16 protein-coding genes are annotated in these 18,150 nt (G+C 67.8%); 9 read left to right on the top strand and 7 right to left on the bottom strand.

Annotation, left to right across the window (positions count from 1 at the left end; all coding sequences use genetic code 11):
- The first annotated feature begins 6 nt into the window (after positions 1–6).
- The 3 genes from QZH52_RS23340 to QZH52_RS23330 all read left to right on the top strand — a co-directional run bounded on the left by QZH52_RS23340 (position 7) and on the right by QZH52_RS23330 (position 2,108).
- Complete coding sequence (locus tag QZH52_RS23340) at positions 7–258, top strand: hypothetical protein (RefSeq protein WP_301812932.1); 252 nt, start codon at positions 7–9, stop codon at positions 256–258.
- 99 nt (positions 259–357) lie between these two features.
- Entirely contained in the window at positions 358–741 is a 384-nt protein-coding gene (locus QZH52_RS23335) for a histidine kinase dimerization/phospho-acceptor domain-containing protein (protein ID WP_301812931.1), read from the top strand.
- Positions 726–2,108: a sigma-54-dependent transcriptional regulator gene (locus QZH52_RS23330; protein ID WP_301812930.1), complete on the top strand. Its 1,383-nt coding sequence runs from the start codon at positions 726–728 to the stop codon at positions 2,106–2,108. Before QZH52_RS23335 ends, QZH52_RS23330 begins: the two co-directional genes overlap by 16 nt.
- Here the strand turns inward: QZH52_RS23330 and QZH52_RS23325 are convergent.
- A complete protein-coding gene (locus tag QZH52_RS23325) occupies positions 2,096–6,694 on the bottom strand; it encodes a PAS domain S-box protein (protein ID WP_301812929.1) in 4,599 nt (1,532 codons plus the stop codon). The genes QZH52_RS23330 and QZH52_RS23325 overlap by 13 nt on opposite strands.
- 229 nt (positions 6,695–6,923) lie before the next feature.
- On the opposite strand from QZH52_RS23325, the gene QZH52_RS23320 reads away from it, so the two are divergent.
- Together QZH52_RS23320 and QZH52_RS23315 are read left to right on the top strand one after the other, a co-directional pair.
- Entirely contained in the window at positions 6,924–7,271 is a 348-nt protein-coding gene (locus tag QZH52_RS23320) for a hypothetical protein (RefSeq protein ID WP_301812928.1), read from the top strand.
- A gap of 43 nt (positions 7,272–7,314) precedes the next feature.
- Complete coding sequence (locus tag QZH52_RS23315; protein ID WP_301812927.1) at positions 7,315–7,644, top strand: hypothetical protein; 330 nt, start codon at positions 7,315–7,317, stop codon at positions 7,642–7,644.
- A gap of 8 nt (positions 7,645–7,652) precedes the next feature.
- On the opposite strand, the gene QZH52_RS23310 is transcribed toward QZH52_RS23315, so the two are convergent.
- From QZH52_RS23310 to QZH52_RS23295, 4 genes are read right to left on the bottom strand one after another with little or no spacing between them, the layout of a single operon-like run.
- On the bottom strand, positions 7,653–8,525 hold the full coding sequence (locus QZH52_RS23310; RefSeq protein WP_301812926.1) for an ABC transporter permease: 873 nt from the start codon (positions 8,523–8,525) through the stop codon (positions 7,653–7,655).
- A complete protein-coding gene (locus tag QZH52_RS23305; RefSeq protein WP_301812925.1) occupies positions 8,522–9,391 on the bottom strand; it encodes an ABC transporter ATP-binding protein in 870 nt (289 codons plus the stop codon). The genes QZH52_RS23310 and QZH52_RS23305 overlap by 4 nt, the downstream gene beginning before the upstream one ends.
- Positions 9,392–9,395: 4 nt before the next feature.
- On the bottom strand, positions 9,396–10,406 hold the full coding sequence (locus QZH52_RS23300; protein WP_301812924.1) for an ABC transporter substrate-binding protein: 1,011 nt from the start codon (positions 10,404–10,406) through the stop codon (positions 9,396–9,398).
- Positions 10,407–10,414: 8 nt separating this feature from the next.
- Positions 10,415–11,299, bottom strand: coding sequence for a TauD/TfdA dioxygenase family protein (locus tag QZH52_RS23295; protein ID WP_301812923.1), 885 nt, complete (start codon positions 11,297–11,299; stop codon positions 10,415–10,417).
- 244 nt (positions 11,300–11,543) lie between these two features.
- Between QZH52_RS23295 and QZH52_RS23290 the strand changes: the two genes are divergently transcribed.
- Positions 11,544–12,530 carry a CysB family HTH-type transcriptional regulator gene (locus tag QZH52_RS23290; protein WP_301812922.1) on the top strand — a complete coding sequence of 329 codons (987 nt, stop codon included), beginning with the start codon at positions 11,544–11,546 and terminating at the stop codon, positions 12,528–12,530.
- 33 nt (positions 12,531–12,563) lie between these two features.
- Here the strand turns inward: QZH52_RS23290 and QZH52_RS23285 are convergent, their stop codons facing one another.
- Together QZH52_RS23285 and QZH52_RS23280 are read right to left on the bottom strand one after the other, a co-directional pair.
- Entirely contained in the window at positions 12,564–14,450 is a 1,887-nt protein-coding gene (locus QZH52_RS23285) for an FAD-binding monooxygenase (protein WP_301812921.1), read from the bottom strand.
- A 43-nt stretch (positions 14,451–14,493) separates the two neighbouring features.
- Positions 14,494–14,907 carry an acyl-CoA thioesterase gene (locus tag QZH52_RS23280; RefSeq protein WP_286536850.1) on the bottom strand — a complete coding sequence of 138 codons (414 nt, stop codon included), beginning with the start codon at positions 14,905–14,907 and terminating at the stop codon, positions 14,494–14,496.
- Between the two features lie 126 nt (positions 14,908–15,033).
- On the opposite strand from QZH52_RS23280, the gene QZH52_RS23275 reads away from it, so the two are divergent.
- From QZH52_RS23275 to QZH52_RS23265, 3 genes are all read left to right on the top strand, one after another.
- Positions 15,034–15,738: a Crp/Fnr family transcriptional regulator gene (locus QZH52_RS23275; protein ID WP_301812920.1), complete on the top strand. Its 705-nt coding sequence runs from the start codon at positions 15,034–15,036 to the stop codon at positions 15,736–15,738.
- A gap of 127 nt (positions 15,739–15,865) precedes the next feature.
- On the top strand, positions 15,866–17,218 hold the full coding sequence (locus tag QZH52_RS23270) for an MFS transporter (RefSeq protein ID WP_301812919.1): 1,353 nt from the start codon (positions 15,866–15,868) through the stop codon (positions 17,216–17,218).
- Between the two features lie 35 nt (positions 17,219–17,253).
- A complete protein-coding gene (locus QZH52_RS23265; RefSeq protein WP_301812918.1) occupies positions 17,254–18,144 on the top strand; it encodes a beta-keto acid cleavage family enzyme in 891 nt (296 codons plus the stop codon).
- The last annotated feature ends 6 nt before the right edge of the window (positions 18,145–18,150 follow it).

The following is an 18,150-nucleotide window of genomic DNA, read 5'->3' as shown; positions in this document are numbered from 1 at the left end:
ACAAGCATGCTGACCACCTACCGCAAAGAGGCTGTCCTGCGAATGGCCGATGTACGAATCCCGAAATACCCGATGCGGCGACTTCCTTTCAGCGACAAATACGTCGAAGAAGGAATTCCGCTGCCGCAGGACGAAATAGACGCCGATGTCGAATTGCAAACGGCCGTCGAAGTCTGGATGAGGACGGTGGACGAACTCTATTCGCGGCATGTGGGGAATTCGGCGGCTTGTCCGCCCGATCTCCACGGCGCGCATTGAGTCCCGGGGCGGTGGTGCCGGGCGCGGGCGGGCAGATCCCTGTCGCCAAGCAAGGCGGGACGGCGCACACTCTGCAGTCCCCCGGGAGGGGACGCCCTCATGAAGCATCGGTATCTTCTTGGCGCGGTCGTTGCGGTCGCGTTGCTCGGCATGGGTCTTTCGCGACCCCGCTCCGGGCCGCGCGAAACCGCCGAGGCGCTGCGCGAGAGGTCGCGCGCGCAACTCGCCGACGCGGCCGCGCGGCTGGCCCGGTTCGACCATGACCTGCGCACACCCGTGGGCACCTTGATGAGCGCCGTCAGCCTGCTCGAAGCCGCGCCCGACGACGCCGCCCTGCGGGCCGAAGCGTTGGGCCTGATCTCGCGGCAGCTGGCGCGCCTGACCGGCCTGGCGGATGACCTGCATGACCTGGCGCTCGAACTGCATCCGGTGGCGCGATCCTCCCCGGCGGACGCCAGGCAGATCCCATGGGACACGCGCTGATCGTGGAAGACGACGAGGACGCGGCCCGCATGCTGGGCAGCCTGATCGCGCGCGAGCGCCATACGGTGTCGGTCGCGCCTTCCCTGGATGCGGCCCGGCGCCTGCTCGCGACCCAGCAGCCGGACCTCATGCTGCTGGACCTGCACCTGCCCGACGGCAGCGGGCTCGAGATGTTCGAGAGCGGCGAGCTGCTCTCCGACACAGAGATCGTCCTCATGACCGGCCATGCGACCCTGGAGACCTCCATCCGGGCCTTGCAACTGGGGGCTGCCGACTACCTGGTCAAGCCGATCAACCCCGAGCACCTGAAGGGCCTGCTGGCGCGCCTGATTCGTCCGTCCCGGCTGCGCGCGCAGGTCGAGCAGATGAATCAGGAGTGGCGCGAGACCGGCCGCTTCGGGGCGCTGATCGGCGCCTCGCTGTCGATGCAGAGAGTGTTCCAGCAGGTCGCGCGCGTCGCGGGGACCGCCGTGACCGTCTTCGTCCATGGGGAGAGCGGCACTGGCAAGGAACTGGTGGCCCGCGCCGTGCACGACCTGAGCCGGCGCCGGGAACTGCCCTTCCTCGCGGTCAATTGCGGCGCGTTGTCGCCGAACCTGATCGAGAGCGAGATCTTCGGCCACGAGCGCGGCAGCTTCACCGGCGCCGACCGCCAGCACCACGGCTTCTTCGAGCGCGCCCGCGGCGGCACGCTGTTCCTGGACGAGCTCACCGAGATGCCACCCGCGCTCCAGGTCAAGCTCTTGCGCGTGCTCGAAAGCGCCACCTTCATGCGGGTCGGCTCGACCCAGGTGCAGCAGACCGACGTCAGGATCATCGCCGCCACCAACCGGGACGCCGCGCAGGCGGTCGCCGACGGATCGCTGCGCGAGGACCTGTTCTATCGGGTCAACGTCTTCCCGATCCACCTGCCGCCGCTGCGCGAGCGCCTCGAGGACGTGCCGCTGCTGGCGGACAGCTTCCTGCGCGAGCTCGAGGACCAGGAGCACCAGCGCAAGCGCTTCGCGCCGGGCGCGCTCGCGCACCTGGCCGGCTACCCCTGGCCCGGCAACGTGCGGGAACTGCGCAACGCCGTGCAACGCGCCTGGGTCATGGCGGAAGGCGAGGTGATCGACGAGCGATGGCTCACGCCCGGGCAGCACGGGCCGGGCGCCGTCGCGGGTGACGCGGCCGCGGCGGCATCGCCGGGCGATCCCGACGCCCCGGCGCTCAGTTTCAGGGTCGGAACGCCGCTGGCCGACGTCGAGCGCGAACTGATCCTCGCCACCTACGAGCACTGCCGGCGGCGCAAGGAGCCGACGGCGGCGCTGCTCGGCATCAGCATGAAGACGCTGTACAACCGGCTCAAGGAGTATCAGTCTTCCTGAGCCCGGGCCCGGGCCTCCCGCGCCCGGATCACGGCCTCGAGCACCTTGGCGGTGCTCGCCGGCTTGGTGAGGTGCGCATCGAAGACCTGGGCGCCGTCGTGACGGGTGGCCGCGTCGCCCCATCCGCTGAGGGCGACCAGCGCCATCCGCGCCGCCCAGGCTTGCTCCCGCAGGGCGCGTGCCACGTCGACGCCGTTGATGTCCGGCATGCCGATGTCGAGGATCGCCGCATCCGGATGCTGGCGTGCGGCCGTCTCGAGCGCCTGCGTCCCATTCGACACCACCATGGTCTCGTGGCCCGCCAGCTGCAGCAGCCGGCCGAGCGTCCAGCCGGCGTCGACGTTGTCGTCGGCCACCAGGATCCGAAGCGGCGTTGGCGACCGCGCAGGTTCCGGCTTCGCGGCTTGGGCCGGCTCCGCCACCGGCGCTGCCAGCGGCAGGGTCACGCTGAACCGGCTGCCTCGGCCCAGGCCGTCGCTGAAGGCCTCGATGCGCCCGCCGTGCTGCTCCACGATGCTGCGCACCAGGGCCAGGCCGATGCCGAGCCCTTCGTTGGCGCGGTCCGTCGCGGCGGGGCCCTGGGCATAGAGCTCGAAGATGCGCGCGATAGTTTCGGGCTCCATGCCGACGCCATTGTCGACCACCGAGATGCGCACCGAATCGGCCTCGGACTGCGCGGCCAGCAGCAGCGCGCCACCTGCGGGCGTGTAGCGCGCCGCGTTGGCGAGCAGGTTCACGAGGGCCTGGCCGATGCGCAAGGGATCGACATGCACATGGACCGGCGTCGAAGGCAGTTCGATCTTGAGCGTGTGTCCCGCGGCCTCGATCAGCGGGATGGCGGTCTCGACGGCCGCGCCGACGAGGTTCGCGACGGTGACGTCGAGTCGGCGCAGCTCGAGTTGCCCGATCGCCAGGCGAGAGACATCGAGCAGGTCGTCGACGAGCAGCTTCATGCTGCGCACCTGGCGCTGGACCACCTGCGCGGCACGCCGCCGCTCGTCCGCGTCCGCCTGGTCGCCGGCCAGCAGGTCGGACGCGCTCGCCATCGAGGCCAGGGGATTGCGCAGTTCGTGCGACAGCACGGCGATGAAGCGGTCCTTGGCGGCGTCCGCCGATTCGAGTTCGGCCCGGGCGTGCTCGTTCTGACGCAGGGCCTCCAGCAGGTTCGACTGGCTGCGCTCGAGCGCCGCTTGCGCTTCCCGCGCCACGGTTTGATCCTGCAGCACCTTGACGAAGCCGATCACGCGCCCGCTTTCGTCATGCATGCGCATCAGCACGCCGCTGCCCCAGAAGCGCGTGCCGTCCTTGCGCTGGTGGAAGCGTTCGTCCGCGGCGCGCTCGTTGAACGTGGCGGTCTCGGCTTCCTGCCTGGGCGCATTGGCGGCCCGGTCTTCGGGCGTGAAGATGATGTCTGCCTGAAGTCCCTTGACTTCGGCCTCGGAGTAGCCGAGCAGGCGCTCGGCACCGGCGTTCCAGCTCGTGATGACCCGGTGGATGTCGGTGGAGAAGATGGCGTAGTCGCGCGCGTTCTCGACCACCAGCCGCAGGTGTTCCTCGCTGCGGCGCAGCGCCTCCTGCGCACGCTTGGCTTCCCCGATGTCGCGCGCGGTCGCCGTGGCGCCGACGACGGCGCGGCGCGCATCGACGATCGGCGAGACCGTGAGCGACAGCTCGATCCGCGTCCCGTCCTTCGCGACATACACGGTCTCCAGGTTCTCGACGCTCTGGTTGTGCCTCACGCGTTCGAGGATGCCCAACCGCTCGAGCGGATCCCCATCCGGTGCGAGCATCGTGATCGAGCGGCCGACGGCCTCTTCGGCCGCATAGCCGAAGATGCGCTGCGCGCCGCTGTTCCAGCTCAGGATCTGTCCTTCGAGCGAGAAGCTGATGATGGCGTCGACCGACGAGGCGACCACCGTCGACAGCCACTGGCTCACCTGCTCGGCCTGCTTGCGCTCGGTGATGTTGATGAACGACAGCACGACGCCCGCGATGCGGTCCTCGGTGGTCCGGTAGGGAAGCAGGCGGGCCATGAACCAGCTGCCGTCGTCGCGCCCGACCTCGCGTTCGATGGGAATCAGCTTGTCGAGCACATGGGCCGCGTCGTCGCCCAGCGCGGGGTATTGCAGCTGCGAGGCGAGGTCGGACAACGGTCGACCGACGTCGCCGGGAATCAGGTTGAACAGGCGCACCGCGGCAGGCGTGTAGCGCGTGATGCGCAGGTCGCGGTCGAGAAAGACGGTGGCGATCGCGGTCGCGTTCATGAGGTTCTGCATGTCGCTGTTGGCATGCGCGAGCTCGTCTACCTTGCACTTGAGTTCGTGGTTGACGGTGGTCAGCTCCTCGTTGATCGACTGCAGCTCTTCGCGGCTGGTCTCCAGTTCTTCCGTGGCCGAGCGAAGCTCCTCGTTGATCGCCTGGAGTTCTTCGTTGCTGGCCTTGAGTTCCTGGGTCGAGTTCTCGTACTGCTCGACCGTGTCCTGCAGGTGGGAGCGCATGCGCTCGAGTTCGTGGTCGAGCTGCTGGACGAGCGGATCGGCATCCGCGCGCGCCGGCGGCGGCGCAGTGGAATCCAGGCCCGGCTGCGGCGGCGAATCGAAGATGACCAGCGTGAAATCCAGCCCACCGTCGCGCACCGGGATCACGCGGATCGCGATCCGGCGCGTACTGCCGTCGATCGTCACCGCCGTGGGCGGGGACTCGACCGGCAGGCCGGTGCGCGTGGCCTGGTGCAGCGCCGCGCGCAATTCGATGCGCAGGTCCGCGAGCGCCAGCCGCAGCAGGTTGCGTGTCGGCTCGCCGGCGCCATAGTGCAGGAACCGGCCCGCGCTGGCCGACAGATGGACGATGTCGTCGTTTCGATCGATCAGCAGCGACGGCGCGCAGAGGTGCTCCAGCAGCTTCAGGTGCACGTCGCCCCAGGACGCGCTGCGCCCGTCCGCACCGGCGCGGCTCGACCCGAGCGAAGCCTGCTGGAAGACGCGACCGGCCACGATCGGCGCTTCGCGCAGGGCATGCCCGACGTCCATCGCAAGGGCCAGGCTGCTCGGCCCGGCCGGCAGCGGAATCCCCGCGATCGGCACGTCGCGGCGGGCATAGATGCGGTGCTTCTTGTCGAGCACGCGGAAATGCGGGTTGCCGTCCTCCACCGATTCGGAGACGCCGAGGAAGAGGCGGCCGTGAGGCATCAGCGCAAAGCCCAGCACCTCGAAGACGCGGGCCTGCGCCGTCGGATCCAGGTAGATCAGCAGGTTGCGGCAGCTGATCAGGTCGAGCCGTGAGAAAGGCGAGTCGCGCAGCAGGTCGTGGGAGGCGAACAGGACCATCTCGCGCACCTCGCGGCGAACCCGGTAGCCGTCGTGCTCCTTGATGAAATAGCGCCTCAACCGCTCGGGCGAGAGGTCGGCCTGGATGGCCAGCGGATAGCGGCCCTCGCGGCCGGTCTGGACCGCGCGGTCGTCGAGGTCGGAAGCGAAGAGCTGAAGGGTGGGCGGGGCCTCCAGCGTGCGGGCGTGCTCCAGCAGCAGGATCGCGATCGAGTAGGCCTCCTCGCCGGTTGCGCAGGCGGCCACCCACACACGCACGGCGTCGTTCGGCCCCTTGCCTTCGAACAGCGCCGGGAGGTGGCGATTCAGCGCGTCGAAGCACTCGGCATCGCGAAAGAAGTTGGTGACCGAGATCAGCAGGTCCTGCAGCAGCGCCCCGGATTCGCCGGAACGGGTGCGCAGGCAATCGAGGTACGCCGTCAGGCTGTCAACGCCGTTGACCTGCATCCGGCGCGCGATCCGGCGCACGATGGTCGCGCGCTTGTAATAGGAGAAGTCGCGGCCGGTGCGCGCGCGCAGGAAGGCCAGGACGTCTCGCAACGGGGCTTCGTCGGCCGCCGCGGTGCCGGCCGCCAGGGCCGGATGCGGGCCCTCTTCCGGCGGCAGGCGCAGCCGCTTCTCGATGCCGTAGTAGTCGAGCAGGCGGGATGGGATTTCGGCCACCGGCAGGATCCAGTCCACCATGCCGGTGGCGATCGCTGCGGCCGGCATGCCGGGATGCTCGGCTTCGGCCGGGTCTTGCGCGATGGTGAGGCCGCCGCGTTCCTTGATGCGCTTGATTCCGATGGCGCCGTCGCCGTCGCCGCCGGACAGCACCACCGCCCCGGCGTGCGGGCCATGGGTGTCCGCGAGCCCGCGGAAGAACAGGTCGACCGCCATGCGCTTGCCGGGGACACGGTCGAGGTCGGCCAGTTGCAGATAGCCATCGGCCGATTGGAGAGCCTTGCCGGGCGGAATGACATAGACGGTGTCAGGCTGGACCTTCAGCGCCTCGTTGACCTGTAGCACGCGCATCGAGGTGCTGCGCTGCAGGATCTCGGCCAGCATGCTCTCGCGCTCCGCCGCCAGGTGCAGGACGACCGCATAGGCGATGCCGGACCGGGGAGGGAGGCTGCTCAGGAAGGCTTGCAGCGCCGGGATGGCGCCGGCCGAGCCGCCGATGCCCACCAGCGGCGTCATGGCATAGCCGCGGGTCGGAACGACGTTGTCGATCAGGGTACCGAGTTCTTCTTCGAGATGATCGGGGGTCAGGTTCTTCATGGCGTCGACAGAGCCGGCTTCGGCAGCTCCGCGCGAGGCCCATTATGCGATCTGGCGAGTCGGGAGGCGCCGCGATCGCCTGCAAGGATTGCCGCAAGATTGGACTGCGCCGAGCACAACTTGCCGATGCGCCAAGGGCCTGGCGCGCTGCGCCTGACAACCTGTCGAGGATGGCCGCGCGATGCGCCGCGCGACTTGAACAGGCCCAGGGCTTGCTCTACTCACTCCCATGACCACGCCCGACGTCTCTGCCGCACTCGCCGCGCACTACCGTGCGGCCTGCACGCTCGGTCCGCGGGCGGCGCGGATCGCCAGCAGGTTGCTCGACAGCCTGTTGGACATCCCCGCCGAATGGCGCTTTTCTCTGCGCGTGGCCTTGGCGCATCGCGAGGCGCAGGGCGATCCCGAATTGTCCGCTTCGGACCATGCTCTGCTGTCCTGGGTCCGGCAGGAAGGCTTCGAGCAGGCTGGAGTCCGGGCCGAGACGCACGAGCAGCAGTCGGCGCGTGATTTCGTGCGGCAGGTCGTTCATGCCTTGACGAGGCAGGGCGACAGCCGTGCGGCGCCCCGCGAATAGGTCCTCGAGGTTGCATCACGTCGACCCAGCTAAGGAGATGGCCATGACCCCTGTGCGCGCATCCGAGGCGGCCCCGCGACCGACGCCTTCCGTCGCGGGCTTCGGCAGCCTTGTCGATCTGGCATTGGTCACCGCCACGCACTCGACGGTCGAGGTCTGCGGCCTGTGCAGCACCGCCAACCGGCTCCATTCCAAGGCCTGCAAATGCTGCGGCTATCGCTTCCCGGCCTCGTATGCGTCGGCTCGCCCGCGCGACTCCCGTTGGACCGCGCGCGTTCTGGGCATCGTTCGGGGCGAGGGCTTCGACGTCGTTGCCTTGTGCCTGGTGATCTATCTGCTGTTGTCGGTCGCCCGCTTCATCCCGGCGGGCTGAGCCGGCCGCTATCGCTGCTGGCCCCAGCGTCGGACCGTCAGGCGCTCCAGCGTCGCGAAGCCGAGGCCTTCCACCAGCAGTCCGATCAGGACCACCATGGCGAGGCCGGCGAACACCCGGTCCGTATAGAGCTCGTTGCGGTTCTGGAAGATGTACCAGCCGAGCCCGCCCTTGCCCGACGAGGCACCGAACACCAGTTCGGCCGCGATCAGCGTGCGCCACGCGAAGGCCCATCCGATCTTCAGCCCCGACAGGATCGCGGGCAATGCGGCCGGCACCAGGATCTGCAGCACGTAGCGCAGGCCGCGCAGGCCATAGTTGCGGCCCGCCATGCGCAAGGTCTCGGGCACCCCCTGGAAGCCGGCATAGGTGTTCAGCGCCAGTGGCCACAGGACCGAATGGATCAGCACGAAGACGAGGCTGCCGCGACCCAGTCCGAACCACAACAGCGCCAGCGGCAGCAGCGCGATCGCGGGCAGCGGGTTGAACATCGAGGTCAGCGTGTCCAGCAGGTCGCGTCCGAGCTGGGTCGACACCGCGAGGGTGGTCAGGACGAAGGCCAGCAGCACGCCGGCCAGGTAGCCCTGCAGCAGCACGGCAAAGGAAATGCGCACCTTGTCGATCAACTCGCCGCTCGCGAGCCCGTCCACCAGCGCGCGCGCGGTGGCACTGAAGGTCGGCAACAGCAGGTCGTTGTCCTGCCAGCGCGCCAACAGCTCCCACAGCACGGCGAGCACCGCCAGGATCAGTCCCTTGCGTACCCCGCCTTGCGCCCAGACACGGGTCGCGAAAGGCAGCGCGCGTTCGACCGGCAGTTCGGTGAACGGCTCCAGCCTGCGCTCGTATTCGCCGCGGACCGGCGGATTCAGGAAACCGCTCATGCGCCTGCGCCCTCTTCCTCGAACAGCATCCGATGGATCCGCTGCGACGCCGCCTGGAACTCGCTGCCGCCCAGGCTTCCGAGCGTGAAGCCGTGGCTGTTGATCTCGGCACGCATGCGGCCCGGATGGGGCGACAGCAGCGCGATGCGGTTGCCCACCACCAGCGCCTCCTCGATCGAATGGGTGACGAACAGCAGCGTGAAACGCACCTCGTCCCACAGCGCGAGCAGCTCTTCCTGCATCTTGCGGCGCGTGAGCGCGTCCAGGGCGGCGAAGGGCTCGTCCATCAGCAGCACGCGCGGTTGCATCGCCAGCGCGCGGGCGATCGCCACGCGCTGCTTCATGCCGCCGGAGAGCTGGTGCGGATGGACGTCGGCGAACCTGGCCAGCCCCACCTTGTCGAGGTAGTGCAGGGCGCGCTCGGCGGCTTCCTTCCGGCCCAGCGAGCGCGAGGCCAGGAGCGGAAACATCACGTTCTGATGGACCGTCTTCCACGGCGGCAGCTGGTCGAACTCCTGGAACACCACGATCCGGTCGGGCCCCGGCGCGCTCACGCCGCGGCCGTCGAGCCGGATCTCGCCTTCGACCGGCCGGATGAAGCCGCCGATCGCCTTGAGCAGCGTCGACTTGCCGCAGCCCGAAGGGCCGAGCAGCACGAAGCGGTCGGCCTCGTGCAGGTCGAAGCTCACGCGGTGCGTGGCGCGCACCACGCGCTCGCGGGTGCGGTATTCGAGGCTCACGCCGTCGACCTGCAGCAGCGGCTCACCCACGGCCGCGGCTTCCGCGGCAGGCCCGGGCGCCGCGGGCTGCGGCGCGGGCACGGGCCGCGCGAAGGCCGGACCGGCGCGCAGCGTTGTCGTCGTCATGCGCTCAGTTCCCCGCCGCGTTCTGGGCGTCGTCGAAGAAGTAGTCCTTCACCGAGGCGGGCTTGTTCTTGATGGCACCGATCCGGTGCATGAACTCGGCGAGCTGGTAGGTGTTCTGCGGCGTGGTCTTGAACTGGACCTCGGGGTTCTTGATGATCTTGATCAGCAGGTCGCGGTCGATCTTGGCGTTGCTCACCTTGATGTAGATGTCGGCCGCCTTCTCGGGATGGGCCGCGACGAACTGCGCGGCATCGTTGAGCGCCTCGATGAAGGCCTGGTAGGTCTTCGGATTCTCGGCGCGGAACTTCTCGGTGGCGTACAGCACCGTGGCGGAAGCCGGCCCGCCCAGCACCTGGTAGGAGCTGAGCACGATGTGCGCCTGCGGGTTGCCGGCGAGTTCCTGCTCCTGGAACGGCGGGTTGCCGAAATGGCCGGTGATCTCGGTGCCGCCCTTGATGATCGCCGCGGCTGCATCGGGATGCGGCAGCGCCACGCTGATCTTGTCGAGGCGGGCGAAGTCCTTGTCGCCCCACAGCTTGGCCGATGCCAGTTGCAGCACGCGCGACTGCACCGACACGCCGACCGCCGGCAACGCGATGCGGTCCTTGTCCGTGAAGTCGGCGATGCTCTTCACGGCGGGGTTGTTGCTGACCAGGTAGTACGGGAAGTTGCCGAGCGAGGCCACGCCCTTCACGTTCTGCCGGCCCTTGGTGCGGTCCCAGATCGTGAGCAGCGGACCGACCCCGGCGCCGGCGATCTCGATGCTGCCCGAGAGCAGTGCATCATTCACGGCCGAGCCGCCCGAGAGCTTGACCCACTTGACCTTCGCATCGATGCCGGCGGCCTTGGCGTGCTTCTCGATGAGCTTCTGGTCCTGCGCCACGTTGAGCAGCAGGTAGACGACGCCGAACTGTTCGGCAATGCGGATCTGGCCTTCGGCGCGGGCGGCCAGGCTGCCGGCCAGCAGGCCGAGGCCGGCGAGGACCGCGGCGGTCTTGCGGGTGATGTTCTTCATGGTGCGGATCAGAAAGGCGTGTCGCCCTGGATGGTGGTTCGATAGAGCTTGCGGCGCAGCGCGTCCGGCGTGCCGGCCGCCAGGTGCATGAGCGAGCGGTTGTCCCAGAACACCAGGTCGTGCGGCGCCCACTGGTGGCGGTAGACGAATTCCGGCTTGACGCTGTGGACGAACAGTTCGGCCAGCAGGGCCTCGCTTTCGTCCTGCGGCAGGCCGACGATGCGGGTCGTGAAATGCTCGCTGACGAAGAGCGCCTTGCGGCCGGTCTCCGGGTGGGTGCGGACCACGGGCTGGATGGCGGGCGCGACCTGGTCGATCTGCGCCTGCGAGAGCTTGGGGCGCCACGGGTTCCTGGCGCGCAGTTCCTCGTACTTGGCGAGATAGCTGTGCTCGGCCTTCAACCCGAGAATGCGCTCCTGCAACGCCGGATCGAGCGCCTCCCACGCCAGGTGCTGGTCGGCGAAGAGCGTGTCGCCGCCTTCGCTCGGCAGTTCCTGCGCATGCAGCAGCGAGCCGAGGCTGGGCTTGTCCTTGTAGGAGATGTCGGAGTGCCAGTAGACGCCCGCGTCGCCGAGCCCGATCGGCTCGCCCTTCTCCTTGATGTTGGAGACGATCAGGATCTCCGGCTGGCCTTGGAGCTGGAACTGGTGCAGCACGTGGATCTCGAGCGGACCGAAGCGGCGGCTGAAGGCCACGTGGTCCGCCGGCGCCACCTGCTGGTCGCGGAAAACCAGCACGTGGTGGTCGAGGTGGGCGCGGTGGATGCGCGCGAAATCGACCTCGTTGATGGGCTTCGATATGTCGAGGCCGATGATCTCGGCGCCGACGGGTGCGTCGAAGCGGCGAACCTCGAAAGTCTGGGTGGGTGCCGTGGGGGCTGTGGCGACGGCCATTGGAAGCGACGGGCAAGTGAACAAGTCCGCCACTCTAGGGATCGCGCAACCAACGGGGAACGACTGAATTCATGCTTGCTTATGAACAACTCATCTGAAGCGGCGTCCCTGGCCTGGACGGCGCCTCAGATCATTCGCTTATTTGGAATCAACGATTCATTCGTTCGAGATCCAGGGCGCCGATCGCACAATCGGCCGCCGAGTGCCATCGGGCACCTCTTTCTTGCTTGCTTCCCTGGACGCCATGAATTTCCAACAGTTGCGCTCCGTGCGCGAAGCCGTGCGCTGCGGCTTCAATCTCACCGAAGCAGCCCATGCGCTGCATACCTCGCAGCCGGGCGTCAGCCGCCAGATCCGTGAACTCGAAGACGAACTGGGCGTCGCGCTGTTCGCCCGCGTCGGCAAACGGCTGACAGGACTGACGGCCCCCGGGGATCACCTGCTGCCGATCATCGAGCGCATGCTGCTGGAGAGCCACAACTTGCGCCAGGCCGGACAGGAGTTTCTGGCACAGGACGAGGGCTTGCTGTCGATTGCCGCCACCCATTCGCAGGCCCGCTACGCCTTGCCGGTGGCGGTGCAGGAGTTCAGGGGCAGCTTCCCCAATGTGCAGCTTCACCTGCGGCAGGGCTCGCCCAAGCAGGTCGCCCAGATGCTGCTTGACGGCGAGGCCGACGTCGGCATCGCGACCGAGGCACTCAGCGACTATCCGCAACTGGTCGCCCTGCCGAGCTTCCGCTGGACCCATTCGATCATCGCGCCGCCCGGGCATCCCTTGCTTGACGGCCCGCTGACCCTGGAGCGGCTGGCGGCCTATCCGCTGGTCACCTACGACAGCGGCTTCACGGGCCGCACGCGCATCGACAAGGCTTTCGCGGCGGCCGGCCTGAAACCCAACCTGGCCATCACCGCCATGGATGCCGATGTCATCAAGACCTACGTGGAACTCGGCCTGGGCATCGGGATCGTCGCCGGCATCGCCTTCGAGACGGAGCGCGACACCCGGTTGCGCGCGGTCGATGCCGGCCGGCTGTTCGGAATCAACCTGACCAAGGTCGCGGTGCGGCGCGGCACCTATCTGCGCGCCTACGTCTATGCCTTCATCGAAGCCTTCTCCCCCACCCTGTCGCGCGCGGCGGTGGAAGAAGCACTGGGGACCCATGCGGCCGACGAGGGCGAGGCGGTCCCGGCGTCGACGATGGAGCAGCTGCTGGCACACGCCCAGCACTGACGCGGCGCCTTGCGAAGTCGATCAGGGCGTCCGCTACGGCCGTCGATCGAGCAGGAACCGTCCGAAGAAGGCGGCCAGGTCGGCATGCGCCTCCAGCGGCAGCACGTTCGCAACGTACTGGTCGGGACGCACGATGACCATCGAACCTTGCGCACGGTCGATGCCACGGAGATCGAAGATGTCGGGGCCGTGCTTGAGGTCGGGGCAAAAAGCCTTCTCGTAGTCGATGAGACCGAAGCAGCCCTTGCGCGGCATCAGTATCGAAGGCAGCGCCTCCACCTTGAGCTCGAGGTGCCCCTGCTGGAAGACCGCGCGGACGTCGATGACGCTGTCGATGTCGACATCGGTCCCGGTGGGCGTGAAGCGGCGGATCGGCGAGTCTGGCGAATCCGCCAGGAAGGCCATGAGGTCGCGCAGGCGCGTGCCGGTCGCATCGGCGAATGCATAGAGGCGCCAGGCCCCGTCGGCGCGCGCCGCATGGCCGAGCTGGACCGGCTTGGCGTCGGCCAGACGGACGACCGGGGCCGAGTGGAAGCGCATGCCGATCGTGAAACCCTTGGCGAGGTCCTGGTGGGTCGCCGCGGCCGTCAGCGGCGTCGTCGGGGTGTAGTGAGTCGCGACGCCGGCCGTATAACGGCCCGACTTGACGAAGTAGGCCTGGAGTTCCTGCGGATCGACACCGCCGAGTTCCGGATGCTCCGGGTCCTTCGGCGGCGACGCCATGATCTTCGACCACTCCTTGTCGAAGTCGATGAGCCGCTGGGCGATCGCGTGGCGCTCGACGTTGTAGGTGCGCAGCAGTTCAGGGCCGGCACGTCCTTCGAGCACCGATGCGAGCTTCCAGCCCAGGTTGAAGGCGTCCTGCATCGAGACGTTCATGCCCTGGCCGGCCTTCGCGCTGTGGGTGTGGCAGGCATCGCCGGCGATGAAGACCCGCGGCAGGCGCGAGCCGGCCTGGTCCGCGGGGACGTCGTCGAAGCGGTCGGTGACGCGCTGGCCGACCTGGTACACCGCGAACCACACCACCCGCTTGACGTCGAGCGAGTAGGGATGCAGAACGCGCTGGGCGGTGGCGATGACCTTTTCCTGGGTGAAATCCTTGATGGCTTCGCGATGGTTCGGGTCGATGTCGCCGAGGTCGACATAGAGCCGCACCATGTAGCCGCCCTCGCGCGGGATGAGCAGGATATTGCCCTCGTCCGCGGACTGGATGGCGGCCTTGAGCCGGATGTCCGGGAAGTCGGTGACGGCCAGCATGTCGACGACGCCCCAGGCATGGTTGGCGAAGTCGCCGTGCGGCATGGCGCCGATCGATTCGCGCACCCCGCTGCGCGCGCCGTCGCAGCCCACCACGTACTTGGCGCGGACCGTGGTCTCGGAACCCTTGGCCACGTCGCGCAAGGTCACCACGACCGGGTGCTCGCCCTCGGGCTCGACCTTCAGGGTGACGAATTCCAGTCCGTAGCTGGCCTCGAGCCGGGTCGGCGACATGCGCATGTAGTCGAGCAGGTACTGCTGCAGCCGGGCCTGGTTGACGATGAGGTGCGGGAACTCGGACAGGCCGTCCTCGGTGTCCTGGACGCGGCCGGTGCGCTCGATGCGCGTGCGGTCCTTCTTCGATGGCCGCCAGAAGACGGTCTCGTTGACCCAGTAGGCCTCGCGGATGAGCTTCTGCGCCAGGCCGAAGGCCTCGAACATCTCCACGGTCCGGCAGGCGATGCCGTCGGCCTGGCCGACCTTGAGCGGGCCATCGCGGCGCTCGACCAGCCGGGTGCTGATGCTCGGGAAGTTCGACAGCTGTGCAGCCAGCAAGGCCCCCGCGGGCCCGCTGCCGACGATGAGGACGTCGACGGTCTCGGGGAGCGCCTCCTTGATGATGTCGGGATCGCCGGGCGCGTAGCCATTGAGATAGAACTGCATGTTGCCTCCGTGATGACGAGAATACGTTGACCTGCGGCCTGGCTCAGGCGCAGGCGGTGCGGATGAATTCGGGCACGACCACCGCCTTGAGCTTCCCGCTGTCTTCTTTCACGCACAGCGCCCGGGTCTCGCGTCCTTCGCAGATCAGGGTGTCGCCCCGCATCACCCGATGGGTCTGGATGAAGACCTTGCCGCGCCATTCCTCGACGCTGGTGTGAATCCCGATGCGCTCGCCATAGGAGGCCGCCGTGTGGAAACGGGTGTGGATCTCCAGCAGCGGCGCGCCGATGCAGCCCGGCAAGTCCGTCATCGCGCGCCAGGGTGGCAGCCCGCAGGCGGTGAAGTAGTGGTGCGACGCGGCATCCATCCATCGCGAGTAGTTCGGAAAGAAGACAATGCCCGCGGGATCGCAGTCGCCGAACTGCACGTCGACGCCATAGGCGATGGTCTTGGTCATGGGTTTCAAACTGCTCGCTTCGATAGGGATGATTGTTCTTCGCCATGCACAGGCGCACAGTCGATGTGCCGACACTCGACATAAGGGTTTTCCCTGCATGAAGGCGATGCGCCCCGGGAGGAACGGATGACCCGCCAGCAACGCGCACCCGCCGCGTCGCTCACGCTCGACGAACTGCTCGAACAGTCCGCATGGTTCGTCCAGCTCGACCAGCCCGCGCAAGCGCAGGTTCGCCGCGATGCATCGGAGCGCGCGGTGGCGATGGGCGATTCGCTGGGCCACCACGGCGAGCAGCAGCACGCCTGGTACGGCGTTCTCGAAGGGCTGGTCAAGTGGGCGATCACCGCGCACGATGGGCGGACAGTGTCCCTGGGTGGCCAGTCGGTCGGCAGCTGGTTCGGAGAGGGCACGCTGATCCGCAACACGCCGCGCCAGTCGGACCTGGTGGCGCTGCGCTACAGCAGGGTGGCGCAGATCCCGTTCGACACCTTCGACTGGCTGCGCCGCAACCGACCGTCGTTCAACGACTTCCTCCTGCTGCAGGTGAACGAGCGACTGCACTGGTTCATGGGCAACTACGCGGCGCAGGGCCTGCTGGACACCGACAGTCTGGTGGCCCGCGCACTCATGGGCATGGTGCATCCGCTCGCGAACCCGCGCGGCGAGCGCCATCTTCAGATATCGCAGGAAGAACTCGCCAATCTCGCCGCCGTCTCGCGCCAGAGCTGCAACAGCGCCTTGATGCGATTCAAGAACGCCGGCCTGGTGCGCAGCGAATACGCAGGCATCGTCGTGCTCGACCTTCCCGGCCTGCAACGGCTGGTGCCGTAGCCGACCCAGGGTCCGCATCGCACCTCGGGTTTTCCCTGATTCGAACTGTCGGCCGATCGACTGCGGCAAAACGGGCCGCCCGGAATGATGCGTGCCATGGCATGGCGCCATCACAAGGAGACACGCAATGAACCACGCAGCGTCGGTGGCCCATGGGGTCGCGGACATCCACCCGTCATCGCTCCGATCCGCGGAGGACGGCATCTATCGCAGGATCAGCTGGCGGGTGATGCCGATCGTGCTGGTCGCCTACGTCTTCGCCTTCCTCGATCGCATCAACGTCGGCTACGCCCAGCTCCAGATGAAGCAAGACCTGGCGTTCTCCGATGCGATCTACGGGCTGGGCGCCGGCCTCTTCTTCGTCACCTATCTGCTGTTCGAGGTGCCGAGCAACCTGCTGCTCGAAAAGATCGGTGCCCGCCTGACCTTCCTCCGCATCATGGTGCTGTGGGGCCTGGCCTCCTCGGCCACGGCCTTCGTCACCGAGCCCTGGCAGTTCTACGGCGTGCGGCTGCTGCTCGGCATGTTCGAGGCCGGCTTCTTCCCCGGCATCATCCTGTACCTCACCTACTGGTATCCGAGCCACCGCCGCGGCCGCGTGACCGGGCTGTTCCTCTTCGGCATGCCGATCACCGGCGTTCTCGGCGGGCCGCTGTCGGGAATGATCATGGGCGGGATGGAAGGCATGGGCGGGATGCACGGCTGGCAGTGGCTGTTCATCGTGCAGGGCCTGCCGACCGTCCTGGTCGGCTTCCTGCTCTACCGTCTGCTGCCCGACAGGCCGGCCGAGGCGCCCTGGCTGAGCGACGCCGAAAAGGCCCATGTGCAATCGGTGCTCGACGCCGACCACAAGGCCGACGCGAAGTCCGGCCACCGCGGCAAGCTGGCCGCCGCGCTGTCGGACCCGAAGACCTACGTGCTGGCCTTCGTCTATTTCTGCTGCGCCTGCGCGGTCTACACCGTCACCTTCTGGCTGCCGACGATGATCAAGGGCCTGGGCGTTTCCTCGATCGGGGCGATCGGCTGGATCACCGCCATTCCCTATGTCTTCGGCGCGCTCGGCGTGCTGGTGATCAGCCGCAGTTCGGACCGGTTCAAGGAGCGTCGCTGGCATGTCGGCGGAACCCTTGTCGTGGGTGCCGCGGCGCTGTTCGCCACCTCCTTCCTCGGTACGGCCTTCGCGCCGGTGATGCTGCTGCTGTGCTTCGCGGCCTTCTTCATCTTCGGCGGCGGTTCGCTGTTCTGGTCGATTCCGCCGACCTACCTGAGCCGCGATGCGGCCGCCGCCGGCATTGCCGTGATCAGCTCGCTCGGCATCCTGGGGGGCTTCGTGAGTCCCACGGTGATTGGCTGGATCAAGAGCCTCACCGGCAGCATCCAGATGGGCCTGGGCGCCTTGACCGCGCTTGTCATCGTCGGCGGACTCACGATCCTGGTCGCCTTGCCCAAGAGCGCCGTGCGCGTCGGCAGCGACGCCTGATTCTTCCTCACTTCATTTCCAACGAGACCCGAGCCATGAGCAAACCCAAAGTCATCGTGACCATCGCCCCGACCGGCGGCATGGCGAGCAAGAAGATGAACCCGAACCTGCCGACGCAGCCGCAGGAGATCGCCGACGACACCTACCGCTGCTACAACGCCGGCGCCAGCCTGGTGGCGGTGCATGCGCGGCGGCCCGACGACGAGGCGACCTGCGAGCCGTCGATCTACAGCCGCATCAACCGGCTGATCCGCGACAAGTGCGACATCATCCTGAACAACTCCACCGGCGGCGGCATCAACGGGGACATGGTGCGCGAACTGCCCAACGGCCTGTGGGAAATCCAGTGGGAGGAACGCCTGAAGGGCATGCAGGGCGAAGGCGTCGAGATGTGCACGCTCGATGCGCAAACCGTCGTCGCCAGCTTCGGCGGCAAGGAGATCCTGGTGGCGACGCCGCCCACGTGGATCCGCCAGATCGCAACGATGATGAAGAAACGCGGCATCAAGCCCGAATGGGAAGTGTTCGGCCTCGCGGACATCGTCCAGGACGTCCAGCGCTCGCTCGACGAAGGCCTCGACGACGCGCCTCACTTCATCAACATCGTCATCGGCGCCAATGCCTTTCAGGGCGCCTTGCCCTACACCCCGAAGCTGCTGCAGACGATGGTGGACCACCTGCCGGCGAAGACGGTGTTCAATGTCAGCGCGATCGGCGCGGCGCAGTTGCCGGCGGCGATGAACTCGCTGCTGCTGGGCGGCCATGTGCGTGTCGGGCTCGAGGACAACCTCTACTACGAGCACGGCGTGCTGGCCACCAACGTGCAGCTCGTCGAGCGGCTGGTCCGCCTGATTCGCGAGATGGGCTACGAGCCGGCCACGCCGACCGAGGCGCGCGAGATCATCGGCCTGCGTCCGCTGCGTTGAGGCACC

Source organism: Variovorax ginsengisoli (assembly GCF_030486595.1).
GTDB classification, from domain to species: Bacteria; Pseudomonadota; Gammaproteobacteria; order Burkholderiales; family Burkholderiaceae_C; genus Variovorax; species Variovorax ginsengisoli_B.
The sequence above is the reverse complement of the archived record's forward strand: the minus strand, read 5'-3'. Positions and strand labels throughout refer to the sequence as shown.